Here is an 18,200-nt window from a genome sequence, read left to right as displayed (position 1 = left end):
CTGACTACAGCTTCGCATCGAATCGACCCGCACGCGAGGAACTCCGCGGCGAACTATCGTGGGGTGATGGGGACCGGCCCGCCGGCACCGATGCTCGCCTCGACCGGCCCGCTACCGTCCGGGCCGGGCTGGTCGTATGAGTTCAAGTGGGACGGCATCCGGGCGATCGCCGTCATCAGCGCCGGCGCGACCCGCCTCTACGCGCGCAGCGGCGTCGAGGTGACCGCCGCCTATCCCGAGCTCGCCGCGATCGGCGAAGGCCTCGACGACACCGTCCTCGACGGCGAGGTCGTCACCATGGACGAGGCCGGGCGACCCTCGTTTCAGCTGCTCGCCGAGCGGATGCACGTGCGCGAGCCGAGACTCGCGGCCCGCCTGGCGGTCACCCTGCCGGTCTCGTATCTGGCGTTCGACGTGCTGCGCGCCGCGGGGCGGGACGTGGTCGCCTCGCCGTACACCAGCCGCAGAACGGTCCTCGAAGGACTGTCCCTGGGGCCTCGGGCAGTCATCCCGCCGTGCTTCGACGACGGGCCGGCGACCGTCGCCGCCAGCCGCGACAACGCGCTCGAAGGGGTCGTCGCGAAGCGGGCCGGCTCGCACTACCACCCCGGCCTGCGATCGCCCGACTGGGTGAAAGTCAAGCTCGAAGAGAGCTGCGAGTTCGTCGTCGGCGGCTGGCGGCCCGGCAAGCGCGCCCTCGGCGCGCTGCTCGTCGGGGTCCCCGCCGCCGAAGGGCTGGCGTATCGCGGGCGGGTCGGCGGCGGGATCTCCAACGCGTCGGAGAAGGCGCTGCTGGACGCGCTGCGCGACCTGTCGACCGCGCGGCCGCCCTTCGCCGGCACCGTGCCCCGCGAGGACGCCCGCGGCGCGATCTGGGTCGAGCCGACGCTGGTCGTCGAGGTGAAGTTCAGCCACCGCACCCGCGACGGGCGGCTGCGCTTCCCGCGGTTCCTGCGCATGCGCCCCGACCTGACCGCATCGGACGTCCAGGATGGCTGACAAGGTCCGCGTCGAGGTCGAGGGCCGGCACCTCGACCTGACCAACCTCGACAAGGTGCTGTATCCGCAGGTCGGCTTCACCAAGGGCGAGATCATCGACTACTACACCCGGATCTCGCCGGTGCTGCTGCCGCACCTGGACGGCCGGCCGCTCACCCGGATCCGCTACCCGAACGGCGTCGAGGGCAACAGCTTCTTCGAGAAGAACGCGCCCGCCGGGACGCCCGACTGGGTCCGCACGGTCACGCTGCCGGTGCCGGGCTCCAGCCGCGGCCGGGAGACGATCGACTTCATCGTGGTCGAGGAGCTCGCGACGCTGGTGTGGCTGGCCAACCTCGCGGCGCTGGAGCTGCACACGCCGCAGTGGCGGGTGTCGCCGTCCGGCGAGGCGCTCAACCCCGACCTGCTGGTGATCGACCTCGATCCCGGCCCGCCGGCCGCGCTGCCGGCGTGTTTCGAGGTGGCGCTCCTGGTCCGGGACCGGCTCGCCGACGACGGGCTGGAGACGGTCGCGAAGACCTCCGGCCGCAAGGGGATGCAGCTGACCGCGGAGCTGTCCGGCGACGAGACGGCCGACGAGATCAGCGCCTATGTGAAAGACGTCGCCGACGAGCTCTCCCGCCTGCGGCCGGACCTGATCGTCTCGCGGATGGCCCGCCAGCTGCGGCCGGGCAAGGTCTTCATCGACTGGAGCCAGAACAACGCGTTCAAGACGACGGTGGCGCCCTACTCGCTGCGGGCCGGCGCGCTGCCCACCGTGTCCGCGCCGCTGACCTGGGACGAGGTCGCCGAAGGCACGATCACCATCGCCGACCTCACCCCGTCGGTCGTGCTGTCCCGCATCTGACCCGCCGGCTACCGGCGCAGGGCGGTGAGGAGGCGGTCGATGTGGGCCTCCGTGGTGCCGAGGCCGAAGCTGGCCCGGACCGCTTGCGCCGGCGCCTGCGCCGACGGGTCGAGGCGGGCGGTCGCCTCCTTCAGGAGCCGCCGGGTCAGCGGGTGGGCGCAGAACAGCCCCGTCCGCACGCCGATGCCGTGGTCGCGGCCGAGCCGCGTGGCCAGCTCGCCGGGGTCCTCGCCGAGCACCGCGAACGACACGATGCCGACCCGCTCCGCCTCCGCCCCGAACAGCCGCAGCTCCTCCACGTGCGCCAGCTCCGCCAGCCCCGCCCGCAGCCGCGCGACCAGGGCCCGCTCCGCGGAGTGGTCGGCACCGGCGAGCTCGCGGCACGCCGCGGCGAGCGCGACCGCGCCGAGCAGGTTGGGCGTGCCGGCCTCGTGCCGGGCCGGGCCGGTCGCCCACCGCACGGCGGCGGCGTCGTCGACGTGGGCACTGGCGCCGCCCCCGGCCAGATACGGCTCCGCGGCGTCGAGCCAGTCCGCGCGGCCCGCGAGCACCCCGGCGCCGAACGGTGCGTACACCTTGTGACCGGAGAACGCGACATAGTCCGCACCCAGGGCGGTCAGGTCGACCGGGGCGTGCGGGGCGAGCTGCGCGGCGTCGACCGCCAGCCGGGCGCCGAAGCGGTGCGCGACGTCGGCGAGCGCCGCGACCGGCCACACCTCGCCGGTCACGTTGCTCGCCGCGGTCACGCTGACCAGCGCGCACCGCTCCCGGCGCAGCGCCTCTTCCAGCGCCGCCACGGCCTCCCGCGGCGAGCGCGGCGCGTCGAGGTGCACCGTCCGCCTCCACGGCAGCAGGTTGGCGTGATGCTCGGCGTCGAACGTGAGCACGGCCTCGCCCTCGGGCACCGCCCGGGCGAGCAGGTTCAGCGCGTCGGTCGTGTTGCGGGTGAAGACCACCGTGTCGCCGTCGCGGGCGCCGAGGAAGTCCGCGACGGTCTCCCTGGCCTGCTCATACTCCCGCGTACAGCGCTCCGACAGCGCGCCGGCGCCGCGGTGGACGCTGCCGTAGAACGGCAGGAGGTCGGCGACCGCGTCGGCGACGACCCGCAGGCACGGGGCGGTCGCGGCGATGTCGAGATTGGCGAAGTCGACGCTGCGGCCGTCGCGCAGCTTCACGTCACCGGGGGACAGGGTCGTGGACATGGCAGAGCCCTCCGCTCGCGCTTGCCCGGACACACCGCGTGCCGGACCGTGTCATCACCCGGGGCACCCCGCCGCGAACGCGAGGGTTGCCGGCCAGCAAGCCGGGGCTGTGCGCTGGCACTCATGACCTGCGTTCACCGTAGCGCGGTTAAGGTTGGCCCATGACCGAACTCCCGCCGAGTGGGACGCCATCGGATCCAGCCGCCACGCCGCCCACGCCGGAGCGGTCACCGTGGGCGGGTCCCGTCGCCGGCGCCGCCGACGGGACTCCGGTCGGCCTGGGCAAACCCTCGGTGCAGGACTGGGACACGGCCGCCGCCGACGTCGTGCCCAACGTGACCGAGGAGTCCGCCCCCGACACCGGGGAGCAGCGCTATCCGACCGCGGCCCTCGCCCTGGCCGCCGCCCCGCCCGCCAAGCGCTCCGACCGCCGCCGCCTCTGGACGCTCATCGGCGTCATGGGCGGGATCGCCGCCTGCGGCGTGGCCCTGCTGGCGTTCTTCGGCTTCAGCGGCGGATGGACCGCCCTGGTCATCGGCGTCGGCGCCGCGGTCATCCCCGTGCCGGTGCTGGTCTCCTGTTTCCTCTGGCTCGACCGGTACGAGCCGGAGCCCGTGCGCTATCTCGTCTTCGTCTTCGGATGGGGGGCCTGCGTCGCCACCGCCGTCGCGCTGGTGGTCAACACCCTGGGCGGCGTGCTCGCCGACCGGCTCGGCCTGTCCGACGCGATCGTGGCGGTCGTGGTCGCGCCGTTCATCGAGGAGAGCATGAAGGCCCTCGGGCCGATCCTGCTGTTCTGGCGGCGCCCACGCGCGTTCTCCGGCCTGATCGACGGCATCGTGTACTGCGGACTCTCCGCGACGGGCTTCGCGATGGTCGAGAACATCCTGTACCTGGGCTTCAAGGGCTACGCGGACACCGCCGAGGACGCCGGACCGGTCAACGGGGCCGTCGCCCTCGTCGCGATCTTCGTGGTGCGCATCCTGATGACCGGCTTCGCGCACCCGCTGTTCACCTCCATGACCGGCATCGGGATCGGCCTGGCCTCGCGCAGCTCGACGAAGGCGGTCCGGTGGCTCGCGCCGCTCGCCGGGCTGCTGCTCGCGATGCTGCTGCACGGGTCGTGGAACCTCATGTCGGTCACGGCCTCCGCCAGCGCCTGGGTGCTGCTGTACGGGTACTTCGCCGTCATGATGCCGATCTTCCTGTGCATGGTCGGCTTCGCCCTTTGGCAGCGTTCCAACGAAGGCAAGCTGACCGAGCGGGTGCTCACCGAATACGCGCGGGCCGGCTGGCTCTCACCGCCGGAGGTGGCCGCCCTGGGCACCCTCGGCCGGCGGCTCTCCGCCCGCCGGTGGGCCAAGCGGGTCGCCGGCGAACCGGGCGCCAAGGCGATGCGGGCCTTCCAGTTCGACGCGACGAAGCTCGCACTGCTCCGCGACGGGCTGTACCGCGGCCTCGACAAGACACCGGAGCGCCGGATGGAGGCCCTCGCCGAGGAGCGGCAGCTGCTCACGGCACTCGCGGCCTATCGCCAGGTCTTCATCGGCCGGGATCCGCAGGCGCCGCTCGCGGTGTGGGACGGCAGCAGATACCACATCACCTTCCCGGACGGGATGGTCCGCGTGCTCGCCGCCCCACCCACGCCGGTCGTGCCGGTCCCGGTCGTGGTGCCGCAGCCTCTCGCGTACGGCAACTACCCCTATCCCTACAGGTAGAGCCCGGTGGAGTCCGGCTCCACCCGGCGGGCCGCGACGGCGTGCACGTCACGCTCCCGCAGCAGCACGTAGTCGCGGCCCTGCAGCTCCACCTCGGAGCGGTCCTCAGGGTCGAACAGCACCCTGTCGCCGGACACGATCGACCGCACGTTGGGACCGACACCGACCGCCGTCGCCCACGACAGGCGCCGTCCCACCGACGCCGTCGCCGGGATCACGATGCCGGACACGTGCCGGCGCTCACCTTCGGAGCCTTCGAGCCGCACGAGGACCCGGTCGTGCAGCAACCGGATCGGCAGGCCCCCTTCCACATCGGACACGACGGGCGGGGTGGTGGCCGCCGGGTAACCGGCGGCTGGCTGGGCTGTCACGGTTGCGACGCTACCGCCTGGGTACGTGCCATCGCCGCGGGACCCGGTCTACGGTGAGGAGTCCGCTCGCATCACCAAGGGGGTTCCGTGGGCCGGTTCGATCAGGTGCGCGTCAACCTCAGGCGGGCCTATGAGGAGCGCCTCGAAAAGGCCCGCATCGAGCGGGAGGAGGCCGCGTCCGCCTCACAGGAGCCGCCGGTCCCGGACGATCCACCGCCCACCCTGGACGTGGGGCACCCCTCGACGATGAGCCGCGACGACGCCGAGGTCCCGCACGGGCTGCGCATCACCGCCGCCTGGTCGTGGCGGCTGCTCGTCCTCGTCGCCGCGCTGGCCGTCCTGCTCTTCCTCGTCAGCCGCCTCAGGACCGTCCTCATCCCGCTGAGCATCGCGCTGCTGCTGTCCGCGCTGCTCGCGCCGATGATGGGCTTCCTGCGCCGCCGGGTGAAGCTGCCACCGTCCCTGGCCGCGTTCCTGGTCCTCATCACCGGCCTGGCCGCCGTCGCCGGCGTCCTCACCCTCGTGGTCTCCGAGTTCGTCGACGGCTTCCCGGCCCTGGCCGACAAAGCCTCCGTCGGCGTCAACCAGATCCAGGACTGGCTCACCACCGGCCCGCTGCACCTCAACGGCAGCCAGCTCGACGCCACCTTCGACGCCGCCACCAACTGGCTCAACGACAACCGCGGCAGCCTCACCGACAGCGCCGTCTCCACCGCCACCGCCACCATCGAGTTCTTCGCCCTGCTCCTGCTGGTGCTCTTCGTCACGTTCTTCTTCATGCGTGACGGCCACCGCATCTGGCTCTTCCTCACCGGAGTCCTGCCCACCCCGGCCCGCGACCCGATCCGCCGCGCCGGCGAGGCCGCCTGGCGCACCCTGGTCGCCTACGTCCGCGCCACGGTGCTGGTCGCCTTCATCGACGCCCTCGGCATCGGCCTGCTCCTCGTCATCATCGACGTGGACTTCTGGTTCCCCCTGGCCACGATGGTCTTCCTCGCCGCCTTCGTACCGATCATCGGCGCCACCGTCTCAGGCGCCGTGGCCGTCCTGGTCGCCCTCGTCGACGAAGGCCCGATCAGCGCCCTCGTCGTCCTCATCGGCGTCATCGCCGTCCAACAACTCGAAGGCCACGTCCTCCAGCCCCTCATCATGGGCCGCGCCGTCTCCGTCCACCCCCTGGCCGTGATCGTCGCCATCTCCACCGGCGTCGTCCTGGCCGGCATCATCGGCGCCCTGGTGGCCGTCCCCCTCGTAGCCGTCCTGAACACGGGCATCCGCCACCTGGTCCAACACCGCCACGAACCCCCACCCGACGCGGTCATCATCTCCTCCGACTAGCCGCCGGCCACGACCAGACGACGTCGAAGTGGGCCTGCCCGGTTGCGGAGCTGGAGTGTGGCGAACGTTCCCAGGCGGGGAGGGGTGCCATGGGCCAGGCCGGTCCGAGCGCGAGCCGTAGAAGAGCGACGCAGAAATAGGCCGCGGTCGTGGTCGGTTTCCAGCCGAACGGCGGGACGGGCAACGACCAGGCTCGTCAGACCGGCGACCGCAGAGCTGTGAGCTGATGTTGAGGTGGCTTCTCGTGAGCGGGGAGGGCGTCGCGGGCCGGGTCGGTCCGGGCGCCAACGGCGGCAAAGAGGCGTGCGGGTAGGGACGCTGCTGTGGGTCGTTTCCAGGCGGGAGTCCGGGCCGGGCAGCGACCAGGCTCGTCAGCTCGGCGGACCGGTGTCGAGGTGGCCATCCACAGCGGCGGGACGGTGGACTCGTCCGGCTGCGATGCGGAGGGCGGACCTGTCGTGAGGCGAGCTTCCCAACCTGCGGAGGGTGCCGGGGGCCAGGTCGGTCCGGAGGCCAACGGTGGCAAAGAGACGTGCGGGTAGGGACGCTGCTGTGGGTCGTTTCCAGGGGGGAGTCCGGGCCGGGCAGCCAGCAGGCTCGTCAGCTCGGCGGACCGGTGTCGAGGTGGCCATCCACAGCGGCGGGACAGTGGACTCGTCCGGCTGCGATGCGGAGGGCGGACCTGTCGTGAGGCGAGCTTCCCAACCTGCGGAGGGTGCCGGGCGCCAGGTCGGTCCGCACGCCAACGGCGGCAACGAGGCGTGCAGGTGGCGACGGTGGCCGCGGGCTGCTTCCAGGCAAGAGTCCAGGACAGCGAGGACGGCGAGGGCCAGCTCGGCGGCGATCAGCTCGGCGACTATCAGGACCCCGGCGACCAGGAACGCCAGATCGGCAGCCCATCAGGCGGCAGGCCCGCCAACCAACAGTCCCGTCGATCGGCCGGCCTGGCAGCTAGCACGTCAACCGGCGGTCTCGTCGAACGGCAGTCCCGTCAGTTGTCGGCCCGTCGATCGGCCGACTTGGCAGCCAGCCCATCAACTTGCGGTCCCCTCCCGGCAGTCTCGTCGATCGGCTGCGATCTCCGAGCCCGGATTCAGCCGGTGGGCGGCCTGGGGCACCGCCAACGAGCCCGTCGATCGGCAGGCCCGTCAGTCGGCAGTCCGTCGGTGGGCCAGCCCGCCAACCCGTCGACAGGCAACGCCAACCCGTCAACCGCCAACCCGCTCGCCAACCCGTCGACAGGCAACCGCCAACCCGTCAACCGCCAATCCGCTCGCCAACCCGTCGATGCGCCGGCCGCCAACCGTCGACCGGCCAACCCATCGACCGGCCCGTCAACCCGTAGATGGGCCGGCCCGCCAACTCGTCGGCCGCCAGCACGTCGACCGGCAGCTGCCCGTCAACTGGCGGACCTCGTGCGCCGGCGGATCTCGGGGCTGGTGAGTGTTTGAGTTTCTCGATGGTGGGGCGGTGGCGAGTGGTGGCGGCAGGTCAGGTGGCCGGCCGGAGTGTGGAGCGTTACGAGCTTCCCAGCCTGCGCAGAGCGCCGCGGACCAGGTCAGGCTTGGTCGTGTACCAGAACGGGGGCAGGGACGCCCGCAGATAGGGGCCGTAGCCACGGGCGGTTTCCAGGCGGGAGTCCAGGACGGCCACGACGCCCTTGTCGGTGCGGGCTCGGATCAGGCGGCCGACGCCCTGGGCGAGACGGACCGCGGCGATCGGGACGCTGACGGCGGCGAAGCCTGAGCCGCCGGAGGAGTCGACGGCGGCGGAGCGGGCGGCGGCGAGGGGCTCGTCGGGGCGGGGGAAGGGGAGGCGGTCGATGATGACCAGCTGGCAGGCGTCGCCGGGGACGTCGACGCCCTGCCAGAGGGACATGACGCCGAGCAGGCAGCTGTTGCGGTCGTCGCGGAACTTGCGGACCAGGATCGGCAGGGACTCCTCGCCCTGCAGGAGGATCGTGATGCCGGGGGCGCGGGCGCGCAGCACCTCGGCGGCGCGCTCGGCGGCCTTGCGGGAGGAGAAGAGGCCCAGGGCGCGGCCGCCGAGGGCCTGGACGAGCTCGACCATCTCGTTGGCCGCGGGGTCGGACAGGCCGGAGGTCTGCGGGCGGGGCAGGTGGGCGGCGACGTAGAGAATGCCCTGCTTCGCATAGTCGAAGGGGGAGCCGACGTCGAGGGAGCTCCACGCGAGGTCGGCCTCGTCGCGGGCGGCGTCGGCGCGCTTGACCGCCTCGCGGGCGGCCTCGGCCGGGGACGCGCCGGTGGCGAGGGCGGGCGCGGGGGTGGTGACGGGGAGGCCGAGGGAGCGGGCGACCGTGTCGAACTGGCCGCCGAGGGCCAGGGTCGCGGACGTGGCGACGACGGTGCGCTCGTGGAACAGGTGGGTGTTGAGGGTGCCGGCGACGGAGAGGGGCGCGACGACCACCGCGCGGCGGCCGCGGTCGTCGCGCTCGATCCAGACGACGTCGTGCTCGGAGTCGGAGAGGATGCGCTGGGCGATCTTGGTCAGGTCGCCGACCATGGTCTTGGCCTGGGCCTTGCGGACGGGGTCGGCGTCGTCGGCCTTGACCTCGCCGATGGCGTCGATGGCCTTGCGGCCGCCGCCGTCGAGGAGGGTCAGGGCCTCGCCGATGGTGGTGGGCAGGCCGTCGGTGATGCGGCCGGCGGGGGCGTCGGCGAGCGCGACGGTGAGGGTGTCGCCGGCCTCCATGAGGCGGTCGGCGACGTCGTCGTCGACATAGGGGCGGCAGCGGCGGGCGGCCCGCTCCAGCAGCTCGGGGGTGAGCTCGGCCTGCGACGCGGAGCTGACCCGGTCGGCGAGCTCGTGCGCCTCGTCGACGACGAGGAGCTTGTGCGGCGGGATGATCATGCGGCCGCTGAGCATGTCGACGGCGAGGAGGCTGTGGTTGGTGACCACGATGTCGGCCTCGCGGGCGCGGGCGCGGGAGGCCTCGGCGAAGCACTCCGCGCCATATGGGCAGCGGGCGGCTCCGACGCACTCGCGGGCGGGCATCGAGACGAGCTTCCAGGCCGAGTCGTCGACGCCCGGGTCGAGCTCGTCGCGGTCGCCGGTGTCGGTCTCCATCGCCCAGTCCCGGAGGCGGTCGATGTGCTTGCCGATCCTGCCGGCCTCGCCGAGCCAGCGGGTGGGCCGGGCCTCGCCGACGTCGAAGAGGGCGTCCTCGGGCTCCTCGGCGGAGGTGCCCTCGAGACGGGCCAGGCAGAGATAGTGGTGCCGGCCCTTGAGCACGGCGAAGGTCGGCCGCCGGCGCAGCATCGGCTCGACCGCGTCGGCGAGCCTGGGCAGGTCGTGGTCGACCAGCTGGGACTGCAGCGCCAGGGTGGCGGTGGACACCACGACGGGTCCGTCGATGAGCAGCGACGGCACGAGATAGGCGAGGGACTTGCCGGTGCCGGTGCCCGCCTGGACGAGCAGGTGCTCCTCCTGGGCGGCCGCGCGGGAGATCGCCTCGGCCATCTGCTGCTGCCCGGGTCGCTCCATGCCGCCGGGGACGGCACCGACGGCGGCGGACAGCAGATCAACGGTGGCAATCGTCGCGGTCACGCCAAGAAGCTACCGTGCCGGTACGACAGAACCCGTCGGGCGGACCAGGATCAGTACTGTGGGCGCATGCCAAAGGTGGTCTACCGGAAGTTCGACGGCTCACTGCACTGGAACTACGAGACCAGACTGCTCGGCGAGGACGACCACGGCATCTGGGTCGGCGCCGACAGCGGCACCATCGTGCACCGCGGGCCGACGAGGACGGGCCCGGTCGAGTCGCCGCACGTGCTGCTCTTCCCGCGTCAGGCCTGGTGGACCGCCTGTTTCAACGCGGCCCCGCACCGCACCGAGATCTACTGCGACATCACCACGGTCCCGCACTGGATCGAGGAGACCGAGGTCACGATGATCGACCTGGATCTCGACGTCCGGCGCCGCCGCGCGGGCGAGATCGAGCTGCTCGACGAGGACGAGTTCGCCGCCCACCAGGTCAAGTATTCCTACCCGGCCGACGTGATCGCCGAGGCCCAGGCCAGTGCCGAGTGGCTCTTCGGCGCCGTCACCCAGCGCACGGAGCCGTTCGGCACCAAGTACCACGACTGGCTAAAACTCGTCCAGTGAGAGCTTCGCCGGGTTGAGCTGGTTGTAGAGCCCGGTCACGAGCCCCGAAGGGCTGACCGACAGGCCGGCGACCGCGACGACGGAGCCGGATCTGGCGATCAGCCCGAGGTCGCCGTTGACGAGGGCGGGTTCGACTTCGAAACCCCGCCGGTAGAGGCCCAGCACGAAGCGCGCCACATCGGAAGCGCCCACGATCGGCCGGCGGGCGGCGGAGACGACGCCACCGCCGTCGCCGAGCGCCACCACGTCCGGGGCGAGGACCTTGAGCAGCGCGTCGAGGTCCCCACCGGACACCGCGGCGGTGAACGCGGCGAGGACCTCGGCCTGCTTGGCCCGGTCGGTGGTGTGCCGGCGTTCGCCGTCGGCGACGGCCCGGCGGGCCCGTGAGCCCAGCTGTCTCGCGTTCTCGGTGGTGGTGCCGAGGGTCGCCGCGACCTCCGCGAACGGCACGGCGAACACGTCGTGCAGCACGAACGCGACCCGCTGCTCCGGGGTCAGCGCGTCCAGCACGAGCAGCAGCGCGATGCTCACGCTGTCGCGGAACGACACCCGCTCGCCGGGGTCGACCTGCGCCGGGTCGGCGATCCGCTCGACCAGCGGCGACGGCAGCCACGGCCCGACGTACGCCTCGCGCCGGACCTTGGCGGCGCGCAGGTGGTCGAGGCACAGCCGCCCGGTGACGGTGGTCAGCCACGCCCGCAGGTCGGCGACGCCGGAGGTGTCCGCGCCCGCGAACCGCAGCCAGGCGTCCTGCACGACGTCCTCGGCGTCGGCGCGGCTGCCGAGCATCCGGTACGCCACGCCGAACAGATGCTCGCGGTGCGCGCTGAACCCGTCGTCCACGCACTCATTCAAGCCCATCGGAGCAGGGCGTTTCCCACCCGGGCGATATGTACGTTACATACCATTTAGGCATGAGCAATGGTCTGGCCACGGTCGCCAGCGGCCTCGTCGGCCTCGCTGCGATGGGTGCCCTCGCCGCGGCGAGGGCGCGGCGGGGCCGGCCCTATCTCGCCGACGGTCTGCTCGTCGCCGTCGACGGGCCGGCCGACCCGATCGCCACCGCGGTCCGCGCCGGCTTCGCGGGCGTCGAGGTCGCCGTCCGGCTCGACGGCGACACCAGCCCGCCCGTGCTGCGCCTGGACTGCGTCATGCCCGACGGCGAGCCGGCGCCGACGTTCGAGGACGCCGTCCTGGATCCCCTGGCGGCGCTGGTCGACGCGAGCCCGGTCGGCCGGGTCCATCCCCGCCGCGCCGAGCCGTTCCTGCTGCTCGTGCACGCCGACCCGGACCTGGCGGCACCGCACAGGAGCGCGCCACAACAGCGGGGCGCGCCGGCGCTGCTGACCGCGCGGCCGGAGTACGAGGCCCTCGACCTCCTCCTGCGCCCGCGGGCCGAACTGCTCACGACCTTCCTGGGCGGCCGGGTGGTGCCCGGCGCGATCACCGTCGTGCTCACCGGCCCGTACTGGTCCCGCGCCGACCTGCTCGGCGCCTACGAGCGGTTCGCGTTCCTGGAGGGCCGCTTCAGCGACCTGGAGCCGGGCGGGCTGCCGGTGACCGTCGCGCCGCTGGTCACCGAGGTGCTCGGGGCCAGGCTCGGCTGGGACCCGCAGGAGGAGTGGCCCGAGTTCCCCGCCGAGGCGCGGCACATCGTGCGGTCGTTGATCGGCGCCGCGCACGCCGGCGGCCGGCGCATCCGGTTCGTCGGCGTGCCCGAGGACCCACGCTCGGTGCGCACGGCGTTCTGGCAGGAGCTTCGCGCCGCGGGCGTCGACCTCATCGCCAGCCGCCACCGCGGCCCGCTCGCCAGATTCCTTCGCAAACCGGTCGATAGGGAGCGAAAGCATCGGGCGGAGCCCCGGCGGCTCGCGGTACAAGATGAACAGAAGCTGAACGAGAGATGAACTGCACAAGGTCACAGGACTGCGGTTCTGCTGACCCCGGCATCGGGATCTAGCATTCCCGCCGAGGACCAACCGGTTTGCTCGCGGATTTCGTTCACGTCTCGAGGTCAGGGCTGTGCGTTTCAGGCTTCGTCCCAGCGACGATTCGTTCTACGAGTTCTTCACCCGTGCGGCGAAGAACCTGGTGATCGGCACGGAGCTGCTCTCCGAGCTGGCGCTCCCCGGCGTCGACGTGCAGACCGTCAGTGAGCGGCTGGTCGAGGTCGAGCACGACAGCGACGCCATCACGCACGAGCTGTACAAGAAGATCAACTCCAGCTTCATCACGCCGTTCGACCGGGAGGACATCTACCGGCTCGGATCGCTGCTCGACGACGTGATGGACCACCTGGAGGCGGTCGGCAGCCTGCTGTACCTCTACGGCCTCACCAAGCTGCCGTCGCTGCCGCGTGAGCTGCACGAGATCGTCAAGGTCCTCGACCAGCAGGCCAGGCTCACCGCCGAGGCGATGCCGCGGCTGAAGACGATGAAGAACCTCGAGGAGTACTGGGTCGAGTGCAACCGCCTGGAGAACGAGGGCGACAACGCCTACCGCATGATGCTCGTGCGGCTGTTCTCCGGTGAGTACGACGCGCTCACGGTGCTCAAGATGAAGGAGGTCGTCGACGAGCTCGAGGCCGCCTGTGACGCCTTCGAGCACGTGGCGAACACCATCGAGACCATCGTCGTCAAGGAGTCCTGATCAGCGCCCAGCTCGTCGCGGTGCTGGCGGTCATCGTCGTGGCGCTGGTGTTCGACTACACCAACGGCTTCCACGACGCGGCCAACGCGATCGCGACCTCCGTGTCCACCCGTGCGCTCAGCCCGCGCACCGGCCTGATCATGGCCGCGCTCGGCAACTTCGTCGGCGCCCACCTCGGCGGCGCCGTCGCCAAGACCGTCGGCAGCGGCATCATCCACCCGCCCAGCGGCATGAGCGGCCTCGGCATCGTGTTCGCCGGCGTGATCGGCGCCATCGCGTGGAACCTCATCACCTGGTACTTCGGCATCCCCTCCTCCTCGTCGCACGCACTGGTCGGCGGCCTGGTCGGGGCGTCGCTCGGGGCGATGATGCTCGGCGTCGACGACGCCACCGTGCTGTGGTCCGGCATCGTGGAGAAGGTCGTCATCCCGATGGTGGCCTCGCCGCTGGTCGGCTTCACGCTCGGCGCCATCTTCATGATCGCCATCATGTGGGCCTTCCGGAACGGCAACCCGCGCAAGCTCAACAAGGGCTTCCGCTACGCGCAGACCGTCTCCGCCGCGGCGATGTCCGTCGGCCACGGCATGCAGGACGCCGCGAAGACCATGGGCATCGTCGTCCTGGCCCTCTACGCCGGCGGCTACCAGGACAACACCACCCACATCCCCGAGTGGGTCTTCTGGACGTCCTCGACGATGCTGGCGCTCGGCACGTACTCCGGCGGCTGGCGCATCATCCGCACGCTGGGCCGCAAGGTCATCGACCTGGACCCGCCGCAGGGCTTCGCGGCCGAGACGGTCGCCTCCGGGGTGCTCTTCACGACGTCATGGCTGGGTGTACCGATCTCGACGACCCACACGATCACCTCGGCGATCATGGGCGTCGGCGCGACCAAGCGGCTCTCCGCGGTCCGGTGGAGCGTGGCCGGCAACATCCTGATCGCCTGGGTGCTCACCTTCCCGGCCGCGGGAGCCATCGCCGTCATCGCCTACCTGCTCTCCCGCTGGATGTTCTAGCGCTGTCGTCAGGGACTGCCGTACGTGTCGCGGTGCGCCAGGCGCATCTCGGCGCGCAGGCCGTTCTCGGTGAGCTCGATCGGGTGCCGCGGGTCGATCCGGTTGGCGGTCGCCGGGTCGCCGTCGTCGTCGATCGGCAGCCCGGCGGCCTGCCGCTCGAAGTTGGGCACCGGATTGCCGAAGGCATCCACGTCGCGTCCGCCGGCACCGTTGTACGGGCGCCGGTCGGTCGTGCCGTGCGTGAAGTCGTACACGTGCGCCAGCTCATGGAAGAGCGTGACCACCGGCGGCCGGCCGTCCAGCACGCCACCCCACGCCGGGTTGTAGCGCACCACCGGCCGCGGTCCGGGCATCGCGTGCCCGTTGTCGTCCGCCTCCGGCCGGATGGTGACCGGCACGCCGGTCGCCTGGAGCGCCGCGAGCATCTGCCGGCCGTCGGGCGAGGCACTGAGCAGCTCGAGATCCGCGCGTACCCGTGCGACGAACTCAGCGTCGCCCTCGATCCGCACGAAGCCGTCCAGCCCGCCCGCCGAGGAGACCGCGGTGAACCGCTCGACCCCGGTGGCCCGGTCCTCGCCCTGGCCGTACAGGATGTCGTCGCCCTCGCCGCCGGCCACCACGTCCGCGCCCGCCCCGGAGTACACGACGTCGTCGCCCTTGCCGCCGATGATCAGGTCGTCGCCGCTGCCGCCGGAGAGCACGTCCCGGCCGTCGCCGCCGTCCAGGATGTCGTCGCCGGTGCCGCCGTCGACGTAGTCGCCGCCCGCGCCGCCGATCAGGGTGTCCCGGCCGGCGCCGCCGTACAGCACGTCGCCGTCCTCACCGCCGTCGAGCCGGTCGCCGCCCGCGCCGCCGTCGGCGTAGTCGGCGCCGTCCCCGCCGAACAGCGTGTCGTCGCCGCCGTTGCCGGCCAGCCGGTCCTCGCCGTCGCCGCCGACGACGGTGTCCGCGCCGCCACCGCCGCTGATCACGTCGTCCCCGGCACCGCCGAACAGCAGGTCGTCGCCTTCGCCGCCGTCGACCTGGGCCATGCCGTCGCCGCCCCATAGCCGGTCGTCCCCGCCGCCGAGCACCGCGATCTCGGCCACCGGCCGCCCGCCGCGCGTCGCCGGCCCCAGGCTGACCAGGTCGTCGCCCGCGCCGCCCAGAACCTTGTCGGCGCCCGCCCCGGCGATGATGACGTCGTCGCCGGCGCCGCCCTCCAGCACGTCGTCGCCGGAGCCGCCGAGCACGGTCACGGCGCCGGCGCCCGCCACGCGGACGGTGTCGTCGCCCGCGCCGGCCCGCACGACCAGCCGCGCGCCGGCGGGTACCCTGACCGGCACCCCGTCGACGAGCACGACCCGGCTCCCGTCCGGCTCGGTGCGCACCGTGATCACATCGCCGCCGCCGGTCGCGTTGACCACCACGCTGCCGGCCACGATGACGTCGACGCCGGTCCCGCTCTCCCCGGCGGCCTGCCAGCCCTCCACCCGCCCGGCCGCCACCGCACCCCACCCCGTCGCGACCGCCGCCCACCGCGGCCGGTCCGATCGCAGCGCCGCGTCGTGTACCAGCAGCGCCTGCACCACCTCGGACCGGATCGCGGCGGCGTCACCGGCGGCCCGTCCCACCGCGTCGGCCTGCGCCTGGTCCACGGGGCTGAACGTGACCCCGTCCCGCCCCCGCCGGTGCGGCACGGCCGCGCCGATCCGCCGCCACCCGTCGTCGAGCAGGTCCTGCCCCCGGCGCAGCAACGCGGCCATCGCCTCCAGCCGGCCGGCGGTCGCCGGGCCCATCCTCGCCACGGTGTCCAGGTCGCGCGCCAGCTTCGCGCGGTGCCACTGGTAGCTCTCGGCCGCGTCCCCGGCCCATCCGCCGCCGTCCACCGCCCGCGCCGCCGCCTCCAGCCCGGCCAGCGCCGCCGCGGCGTCCTGCCCGGTCGCCCGCCACACCAGCGCCGCCGCCTCCAGCGACTCGGGCCGCGCGTCGAGCCGCCACAGGTCGTCGACGACGATCGTCGCCGTCACCGCCTCCGCCGTGGTCATGCCCCCACCCCCACAGCCGTCCCCGCCGCACCGTGCCGCTGCGCCACGAGCCCGCGCCGCTCACCGGCCGCGCCCGCCACAGGACCGCCGGTCATGCGGTGGCTCCGCGGGAGCCGCCGACGCGCTGGTCGGCGAGGCGGTCGGCCTCGTGGTACGCGAACGCGGTGCGCAGCAGGCGGTCGGCGTCGCCCTCCAGGACCGCGGCCAGCCCGGTGATCGCGGCGTGGGCATCCTGGAGCACGAGGGTGCAGGTGCCGTGCAGGGTGGCCGCGCCGCCGAGGTTGCCGAACGCCGACGGGGGCAGCGGCAGGTGGCGGTAGCCGCCCCCGAAGCGGTCGCCGAGGCGTGCCGCCGCGGCCAGGCTGGCATCCGCCAGATCGCTCAGCGCTCCGGGATCGGCCCGGATCTCCTTCGCCATATCGCGCAGGGTAGCCAAGCGCGGACCGTCGGGTGGTCCCGCTCAGTCGGAGTAGTCAAGACCGACCTTTACCCGTACAACATCCAAAACCGTCAAAATGTCCAGCGTTTCGGCGAGGGGGATCAACGGGCTCTCAGTGAGGCCCTCGCGCAGGCAACGGTGCACCTCGGCGGCCTCGAAGTGGTAGCCGGCGCCCTCGAACGGCAGCTCGACCTCCGACGGCGAGTCGCCGCTCCAGAGGGTGAAGGCCTGCGGGTGGAAGAAGTCGCGCGGCACCTCGATGCGGCCCGTCGTGCCGGTGATCGTCGCCCGGCGGGCGCTGTCGCCGACCAGCCCGCAGGTCAGCGCGGCGAGGGCGCCGGAGTCGTAGCCGAGCAGGATGCCGGTGTTGGCGTCGACACCGCCGGGCGTCATCCGCGCCCACGCCTGCACGCTGGAGGGCATGCCGAGGAACAGGTGCGCGAACGTCACCGGGTATATCCCGACGTCATACAGCGCCCCGCCGCCCAGGGCCCGGGACATCAGCCGGTGGGTCTCGTCCCACGGGCCCGCCATGCCGAAGTCGGCGTGCACCGCCGTGGGCTCGCCGATCGCGCCGCCGGCGACGAGCTCGGCCATCCGCCGGACCGCCGGGATGCAGCGCATCCACATGGCCTCCATGAGGAACACGCCGCGCTCGCGGGCGGTCTCCACGAGCGTCTCCGACGACGCGACGTCGAGCGTGAAGGGCTTCTCCGTCAGCGTCGCCTTGCCCGCGGCCAGGGACAGCATCGTCGCGTCGAAGTGCGCGGTGTGCGGGGTCGCCACGTAGATCGCGTCGACCTCGGGGTCGTCGACCAGCGCCTGCCAGGAGCCGTGCGCCCGGGGGATGTCGTGCGCCGCGGCGAACCGCTCCGCGGAGGCGGAGGTCCGCGAGCCGACGGCGGTCACCACGGCGTCCGGCAGCAGGCGGAGGTCGTTGACGAACGTGCTCGCGATGCTGCCGGTGGACAGGATGCCCCAGCGAATGCGGTCGGCCATGACGTTCAATCTAGTGCTCGGCGGGGTACCGGACGCCCGTGGGACCGGATGAACAACACCGCAGGCCGGACGGGGTGTCGGACGCCACCGTCGAGGCGCTGGGCAAGCTGAGCGAGGCCCTGGAGACCGTGGAACGGGCCCGGGGGCGCCTCTACGACCTGCACCAGCTGATCGGCCACGCCGACCTGATGCTCGACGAGGCGGTCGGCATGTTCCGCGCCGCCGGCCACGCGAAGCTCGCCGAGCGGATCGAGACCGAGCTGGTCGGGCACAACGTGATCGCCGGACGCTGGACGTTCCAGGTGGTCGAGGAGTTCGACGACGGCTACTACGCCCTGTTCAAGGACCTCGACCGGACCGCCCGCGACGAGCTGGTCCAGGGCCGCCGGCACCTCTTCGAGGCCGAGATGAAGGAGCGCCGCCGCACCCACGGCCGGCCGGGCCACGAAGCGAAACCTTAGGCTGGG

The 18,200-nt window shown here is 72.6% G+C and carries 16 protein-coding genes and 1 riboswitch; of the genes, 9 read left to right on the top strand and 7 right to left on the bottom strand.

What is annotated here, in order from left to right; translation table 11 throughout:
* Positions 1–66: 66 nt before the first annotated feature.
* A complete protein-coding gene (gene ligD, locus ACZ6TV_RS09525) occupies positions 67–999 on the top strand; it encodes a non-homologous end-joining DNA ligase (RefSeq protein ID WP_465296706.1) in 933 nt (310 codons plus the stop codon).
* Positions 992–1,846, top strand: coding sequence for a non-homologous end-joining DNA ligase (gene ligD, locus ACZ6TV_RS09520; RefSeq protein ID WP_465296705.1), 855 nt, complete (start codon positions 992–994; stop codon positions 1,844–1,846). The genes ligD (ACZ6TV_RS09525) and ligD (ACZ6TV_RS09520) overlap by 8 nt, the downstream gene beginning before the upstream one ends.
* Positions 1,847–1,854: 8 nt before the next feature.
* Here ligD (ACZ6TV_RS09520) and ACZ6TV_RS09515 read toward each other — a convergent pair whose 3' ends face one another.
* The gene (locus ACZ6TV_RS09515) at positions 1,855–3,048 is read right to left on the bottom strand and encodes an aminotransferase class V-fold PLP-dependent enzyme (protein WP_465296704.1); all 1,194 of its coding nucleotides are present in this window, start codon (positions 3,046–3,048) and stop codon (positions 1,855–1,857) included.
* Positions 3,049–3,060: 12 nt separating this feature from the next.
* Positions 3,061–3,177: riboswitch (SAM riboswitch) on the bottom strand.
* A 32-nt stretch (positions 3,178–3,209) separates the two neighbouring features.
* On the opposite strand from ACZ6TV_RS09515, the gene ACZ6TV_RS09510 reads away from it, so the two are divergent.
* Entirely contained in the window at positions 3,210–4,766 is a 1,557-nt protein-coding gene (locus ACZ6TV_RS09510; RefSeq protein ID WP_465296703.1) for a PrsW family intramembrane metalloprotease, read from the top strand.
* Here the strand turns inward: ACZ6TV_RS09510 and ACZ6TV_RS09505 are convergent.
* On the bottom strand, positions 4,757–5,086 hold the full coding sequence (locus ACZ6TV_RS09505) for a GroES family chaperonin (RefSeq protein WP_465297005.1): 330 nt from the start codon (positions 5,084–5,086) through the stop codon (positions 4,757–4,759). The genes ACZ6TV_RS09510 and ACZ6TV_RS09505 overlap by 10 nt on opposite strands.
* Positions 5,087–5,224: 138 nt before the next feature.
* On the opposite strand from ACZ6TV_RS09505, the gene ACZ6TV_RS09500 reads away from it, so the two are divergent.
* Entirely contained in the window at positions 5,225–6,475 is a 1,251-nt protein-coding gene (locus ACZ6TV_RS09500; RefSeq protein ID WP_465296702.1) for an AI-2E family transporter, read from the top strand.
* Between the two features lie 1,518 nt (positions 6,476–7,993).
* Here the strand turns inward: ACZ6TV_RS09500 and ACZ6TV_RS09495 are convergent.
* Positions 7,994–9,979: an ATP-dependent DNA helicase gene (locus tag ACZ6TV_RS09495; RefSeq protein ID WP_465297004.1), complete on the bottom strand. Its 1,986-nt coding sequence runs from the start codon at positions 9,977–9,979 to the stop codon at positions 7,994–7,996.
* 129 nt (positions 9,980–10,108) lie between these two features.
* On the opposite strand from ACZ6TV_RS09495, the gene ACZ6TV_RS09490 reads away from it, so the two are divergent.
* Entirely contained in the window at positions 10,109–10,603 is a 495-nt protein-coding gene (locus ACZ6TV_RS09490) for a DUF402 domain-containing protein (protein WP_465296701.1), read from the top strand.
* Here the strand turns inward: ACZ6TV_RS09490 and sigJ are convergent.
* Entirely contained in the window at positions 10,586–11,446 is an 861-nt protein-coding gene (gene sigJ / locus ACZ6TV_RS09485; protein WP_465296700.1) for an RNA polymerase sigma factor SigJ, read from the bottom strand. The two genes, ACZ6TV_RS09490 and sigJ, sit on opposite strands and share 18 nt — an antisense overlap.
* A gap of 71 nt (positions 11,447–11,517) precedes the next feature.
* Here sigJ and ACZ6TV_RS09480 point away from each other — a divergent pair, with 71 nt between their 5' ends.
* The 3 genes from ACZ6TV_RS09480 to ACZ6TV_RS09470 all read left to right on the top strand — a co-directional run bounded on the left by ACZ6TV_RS09480 (position 11,518) and on the right by ACZ6TV_RS09470 (position 14,268).
* Positions 11,518–12,510 carry a PI-PLC domain-containing protein gene (locus ACZ6TV_RS09480; protein ID WP_465296699.1) on the top strand — a complete coding sequence of 331 codons (993 nt, stop codon included), beginning with the start codon at positions 11,518–11,520 and terminating at the stop codon, positions 12,508–12,510.
* 115 nt (positions 12,511–12,625) lie between these two features.
* Complete coding sequence (locus ACZ6TV_RS09475; RefSeq protein ID WP_465296698.1) at positions 12,626–13,252, top strand: DUF47 domain-containing protein; 627 nt, start codon at positions 12,626–12,628, stop codon at positions 13,250–13,252.
* A complete protein-coding gene (locus ACZ6TV_RS09470; protein WP_465297003.1) occupies positions 13,252–14,268 on the top strand; it encodes an inorganic phosphate transporter in 1,017 nt (338 codons plus the stop codon). The genes ACZ6TV_RS09475 and ACZ6TV_RS09470 overlap by 1 nt, the downstream gene beginning before the upstream one ends.
* Before the next feature lie 8 nt (positions 14,269–14,276).
* Here ACZ6TV_RS09470 and ACZ6TV_RS09465 read toward each other — a convergent pair whose 3' ends face one another.
* The 3 genes from ACZ6TV_RS09465 to ACZ6TV_RS09455 form a co-directional block, all read right to left on the bottom strand.
* The gene (locus tag ACZ6TV_RS09465; RefSeq protein ID WP_465296697.1) at positions 14,277–16,295 is read right to left on the bottom strand and encodes a M91 family zinc metallopeptidase; all 2,019 of its coding nucleotides are present in this window, start codon (positions 16,293–16,295) and stop codon (positions 14,277–14,279) included.
* Positions 16,296–16,386: 91 nt separating this feature from the next.
* Entirely contained in the window at positions 16,387–16,713 is a 327-nt protein-coding gene (locus ACZ6TV_RS09460) for a hypothetical protein (RefSeq protein ID WP_465296696.1), read from the bottom strand.
* Positions 16,714–16,755: 42 nt separating this feature from the next.
* Positions 16,756–17,733, bottom strand: a complete 978-nt coding sequence (locus ACZ6TV_RS09455) for a Gfo/Idh/MocA family protein (protein WP_465296695.1) — start codon at positions 17,731–17,733, stop codon at positions 16,756–16,758.
* Between the two features lie 38 nt (positions 17,734–17,771).
* Between ACZ6TV_RS09455 and ACZ6TV_RS09450 the strand changes: the two genes are divergently transcribed.
* Positions 17,772–18,194, top strand: coding sequence for a hypothetical protein (locus tag ACZ6TV_RS09450; protein ID WP_465296694.1), 423 nt, complete (start codon positions 17,772–17,774; stop codon positions 18,192–18,194).
* Positions 18,195–18,200 lie beyond the last annotated feature (6 nt).

Source organism: Dactylosporangium sp. NPDC051087 (assembly GCF_055586325.1).
The sequence above is the reverse complement of the archived record's forward strand: the minus strand, read 5'-3'. Positions and strand labels throughout refer to the sequence as shown.

Excerpts from the sequence above, each read along its gene's own strand:
- ACZ6TV_RS09480 (WP_465296699.1), top strand. The coding sequence starts at position 11,518 with ATGAGCAATGGTCTGGCCACGGTCGCCAGCGGCCTCGTCGGCCTCGCT.
- ligD (WP_465296706.1), top strand. The coding sequence starts at position 67 with ATGGGGACCGGCCCGCCGGCACCGATGCTCGCCTCGACCGGCCCGCTA.
- ACZ6TV_RS09465 (WP_465296697.1), bottom strand. The coding sequence starts at position 16,295 with ATGACCACGGCGGAGGCGGTGACGGCGACGATCGTCGTCGACGACCTG.
- ligD (WP_465296705.1), top strand. The coding sequence starts at position 992 with ATGGCTGACAAGGTCCGCGTCGAGGTCGAGGGCCGGCACCTCGACCTG.
- ACZ6TV_RS09455 (WP_465296695.1), bottom strand. The coding sequence starts at position 17,733 with ATGGCCGACCGCATTCGCTGGGGCATCCTGTCCACCGGCAGCATCGCG.
- ACZ6TV_RS09515 (WP_465296704.1), bottom strand. The coding sequence starts at position 3,048 with ATGTCCACGACCCTGTCCCCCGGTGACGTGAAGCTGCGCGACGGCCGC.
- ACZ6TV_RS09490 (WP_465296701.1), top strand. The coding sequence starts at position 10,109 with ATGCCAAAGGTGGTCTACCGGAAGTTCGACGGCTCACTGCACTGGAAC.
- ACZ6TV_RS09460 (WP_465296696.1), bottom strand. The coding sequence starts at position 16,713 with ATGGCGAAGGAGATCCGGGCCGATCCCGGAGCGCTGAGCGATCTGGCG.
- ACZ6TV_RS09495 (WP_465297004.1), bottom strand. The coding sequence starts at position 9,979 with ATGGAGCGACCCGGGCAGCAGCAGATGGCCGAGGCGATCTCCCGCGCG.
- ACZ6TV_RS09510 (WP_465296703.1), top strand. The coding sequence starts at position 3,210 with ATGACCGAACTCCCGCCGAGTGGGACGCCATCGGATCCAGCCGCCACG.